This is a genomic window from Protofrankia sp. Cj3 (genome assembly GCF_917627355.1).
GTDB lineage: Bacteria > Actinomycetota > Actinomycetes > Frankiales > Frankiaceae > Protofrankia.
The window spans coordinates 1-3,757 of record NZ_CAKJTR010000048.1; the positions used below are offsets into that span (position 1 = coordinate 1).

The 3,757-nt window shown below is 66.0% G+C and carries 5 protein-coding genes; all 5 read right to left on the bottom strand.

What is annotated here, in order from left to right; all coding sequences use genetic code 11:
• Nucleotides 1-18 precede the first annotated feature (18 nt).
• The gene (locus MJ783_RS09000; RefSeq protein WP_370651569.1) at nucleotides 19-528 is read right to left on the bottom strand and encodes a regulatory protein RecX; all 510 of its coding nucleotides are present in this window, start codon (nucleotides 526-528) and stop codon (nucleotides 19-21) included.
• 44 nt (nucleotides 529-572) lie between these two features.
• Nucleotides 573-1,601: a recombinase RecA gene (gene recA / locus MJ783_RS09005; RefSeq protein ID WP_239309923.1), complete on the bottom strand. Its 1,029-nt coding sequence runs from the start codon at nucleotides 1,599-1,601 to the stop codon at nucleotides 573-575.
• A gap of 227 nt (nucleotides 1,602-1,828) precedes the next feature.
• On the bottom strand, nucleotides 1,829-2,023 hold the full coding sequence (locus MJ783_RS09010; protein ID WP_239309924.1) for a DUF3046 domain-containing protein: 195 nt from the start codon (nucleotides 2,021-2,023) through the stop codon (nucleotides 1,829-1,831).
• A gap of 109 nt (nucleotides 2,024-2,132) precedes the next feature.
• Nucleotides 2,133-2,846 carry a hypothetical protein gene (locus tag MJ783_RS09015; RefSeq protein WP_239309925.1) on the bottom strand — a complete coding sequence of 238 codons (714 nt, stop codon included), beginning with the start codon at nucleotides 2,844-2,846 and terminating at the stop codon, nucleotides 2,133-2,135.
• A gap of 10 nt (nucleotides 2,847-2,856) precedes the next feature.
• Entirely contained in the window at nucleotides 2,857-3,666 is an 810-nt protein-coding gene (locus MJ783_RS09020) for a PspA/IM30 family protein (RefSeq protein ID WP_239309926.1), read from the bottom strand.
• Nucleotides 3,667-3,757 lie beyond the last annotated feature (91 nt).

Here is a 3,757-nt window from a genome sequence, read left to right on the forward strand (position 1 = left end):
AACTTCCAGCGGCGCCCACTAGTCCTCCATGCTCCCCTCCAGTTCCTCCATGACCACCCGCAGCACCAGGTCCGCGGGATAGCCACGACGATCGAGTAACGCGGCCAGACGCCGGGCCCGCACCGGTACGGGCAGGTCGTCCATCGCTGCCAGCCGGCGTCGTACCAGACTCCGCGCGGTGGCCTCCTCGTCGATGCCGTCCACGGCCTGCAGCGCCACCGACGAGATCTCCGGATCCACTCCTCGGCGCCGCAGCTCGTGAGCAAGACCACGCCGACCGAGGCCACGGTTCACCTGGGCAGAGGAAACCAGCATGGCAGCGAACGCCCTGTCGTCCACCAGACCCACCTCGGCCAGGCGGTTCAGCACAACCTCGGCCACTTCTTGATCAATCCTATGACGATCAAGTACGGCGGCCAGTTCCGCGCGGCTTCGCGGACGGGTTTCAAGCTGGCGCAGGCATATCTCCCGCGCCCTGCCCATCGAGTCCGCACCTTCTCCTCGATCACGATCCACAGCCGTCACCACCGACCATGATCTCCTGTCGCCCGAAGATCGACAAAAAGATCAACTCAGAGATCGGCTGACGGCTGATCCGCGTCGATCGACGGCACCAGGCCGAGCGTTTCCTTGATTCGCTTCTCGACCTCATTCGCGATGTCGGGATTATCACGCATGAAAGAACGAGCGTTTTCCTTGCCCTGCCCCAGCTGATCACCATCGTAGGTGTACCAAGCCCCTGACTTGCGGATGATGCCGTGTTCAACCCCCATGTCAATGAGGGAGCCCTCGCGGCTTATACCACCGCCATAGACAATGTCGAACTCAGCCGTCCGAAACGGCGGCGCCATCTTGTTCTTCACAACTTTTACGCGGGTTCGGTTACCCACAGCATCCGTACCGTCCTTCAGGGTCTCGATGCGACGGACATCCAGTCGCACGGACGCATAGAATTTCAGCGCCTTTCCACCCGTAGTCGTCTCGGGCGAACCAAACATGACACCAACCTTCTCGCGGAGCTGGTTGATGAAAACGGCGGTGGTGCCCGAATGCGAAAGAGCACCGGTGAGCTTGCGCAGCGCCTGAGACATCAGCCTGGCCTGAAGGCCGACATGGCTGTCGCCCATCTCACCTTCGATCTCGGCCCTGGGCACGAGAGCGGCCACCGAGTCGATGACGATGATATCGATCGCGCCGGACCGGATGAGCATGTCCGCGATCTCCAGTGCCTGCTCACCGGTATCGGGCTGGGAGACCAGCAGCGCGTCGGTGTTGACCCCGAGCTTGGTCGCGTAGTCGGGGTCGAGCGCGTGCTCGGCGTCGATGAAGGCTGCGATCCCGCCGGCGGCCTGGGCGTTCGCGACCGCATGCAGAGCGACGGTCGTCTTACCGGACGATTCCGGACCGTAGATCTCCACTATGCGTCCTCGTGGCAGCCCGCCGATGCCGAGCGCCACATCCAGCGCGATGGAACCGGTTGGGATGACCTGGATCGGTGGACGGGTTTCGTCACCGAGCCGCATAACCGAGCCCTTGCCGAACTGCTTGTCGATCTGTGCGAGAGCGTTCTCCAACGCCTTCTCACGGTCGAGTCCTGCCATGGGAGTCACTCCAGGCTGAGGTCGTCGAGTCTTGGCCACGTTGGTGACGGTAGGGGGCAGGTCCGACAGTTTCGAGCGCCGGGCCAGATCTGTGGACAACCGAACGGCCGCGGATGACGCGATCATGGCCTTCTCCCGCCGTCAGCGGCCCTGGCGGACCTGGACGCTTGCCATCCAGGATAGCCGAACATTCGTTCGACATCATGGTCAACACGCCGTGCATCCGGTCAACGGTCGTGCGCGGGTAACTCGAACTCGTCGCACACAGCCCGCCAGACATCCTTGACATCATCACCACGGGCGAGGGCATCGTGCACCGTCACCCCGCCGAGTCTGGCGACCACATGGTCGCGGGCAACCGACTCGGCATACCCGGTACCGAACTGTTTGTTCATCCGCGCCCAGAACTCGGTCAGTCGCACGCCTCTCAGTGTGTCGGACCGGCGAGGCAGACTCCGAACACGGCCGCCCCGATCCCGGCTCACGCCGTCCCCAGGACCCGCCCAGAGCTGGTTCACCGCCGCATATGAGTCAGCGCTTGAGATCGCGCATACCCTCAGCGAAGGCACGCAGCGTGGCGGTCTGGCGGTCAAGACTGTCGAGCTGCCCCGGCGTCAGCTGTGTCGACACCGTCGAGGCGAGCAGGTCGCTGGCGGCGGCCAACATGTTGTCCAACGCCCGCACCCCGGCGTTCATCGAGCCCACCAGCTCCGAGACCGTCGATATGATCTCGGCCCGACGATCGACGTCCGTGACCACCCGGGCCGCCGATTCGCACGCAAGAACTCGCTGTGCCCGATTCCGGAGGGTGTCCACCACCGCCGCGGCTGATGCCATCGCCGTGCGGACCGCCTCGGCCGCGGGTCCCGGCGGCGACGCCCGCATGATCGCCGTAAGAGCGGCCATGGCCGCCTCACCACGTTGCATCGGCTCCGCCGCGGCCGATCCAGACAGTCGTGCGCGTGACAGCAGCGGCAGAGCCGGCGGTGGCGACGATGCGGCGAGCTGCGCCTGTCGCCAGGCAAGGCCAGCCCGGGCCAACGCGCCGGCTCCCACCACCAGCCACCCCCAACTGCCCTCCAGCAGCGCCATCGTCGGCGCGGCGATGGCCACCCCGGCCCACAGCCGGGTGGACCGCGTTGCCCGCCGCCGGCGTCGGTCATAAGCGCGAACGAGCCGTTGCTCACCGCGTATCAGGCGCTGGCGTTCGATGTCGGCGCGGAGCCGGTCCGGCAGATAGCTCACGAGCATCCCGTCAGGGCTCCAGTTGGTCCGGCGAAGGCCGGTCCGGCGGCAGTTGGTCCGGCGGCCGTCGGTCCGGAAGCTGGTCCGGCGAGCCCTTGTCGGCGGACAGCTCCGTGCGGATCTCGGTCAGGCGCTTGGACGCCTTCGCGTCCAGCGCCGCCCTGCGGATCTCCAGCATCCGAGCCTCCACGCCCTGGGAGGCAAGCTCGTGACGTCCCAGCGATACCGCGTAGCGCTGCTCGACCTTGTCGCGGACCTGCGCCAGCGTCGGGGTGTCACCTGGCGGAGTCAGCTGGGACATTCCGTCGAGGGCCTTGCTCAGCTGCTCCTGCATGGCGGCATGCTCGATCTGGGTCAGCAGGCGCGCGCGCTCGGCAAGCTGTCCCTGCAACCGCATGGTGTTGTCCTCAACGGCGCGGCGGGCCTGCTCGGCCGAATAGGAAGCCTGCTGGTGGAGGCCTTTGAGCTCCGCCAGGGAACCTTCCGCGGCTACCAGCTGGCTGGCAAAGGCCTGGGCTGTCTGCTCGTAACGATCAGCGGCGACCGCGTCACCACTCGCGTTGGCCTTGTCCGCGAGCATAACGGCCTGACGCGCGGAGTCGGCCAGGTTCTCCACCTCATCGATCTGACGTGCCATCCGCATCTCCAGCTGCCGCTGGTTGCCCACCACCGCGGCGGCCTGGCCTACGAGCGCCTGGTGCTGCCGCTGGGCCTCGGTGATCGCCTGATCGATCTGTACCCGCGGATCGGCCTTCTCGTCCAGCTTCCGGTTCGCCGAAGCCGACAGGTAGCGGTAGAACTTGCGGACGACGTTCGCCATGCACCAATCGTCCCACGCCAACGCTGCGCAGCGAAGCCAAGGCGTGTCTGATCGATCTTCGACCGCGCGGATGGATGATCGCATGGACCAA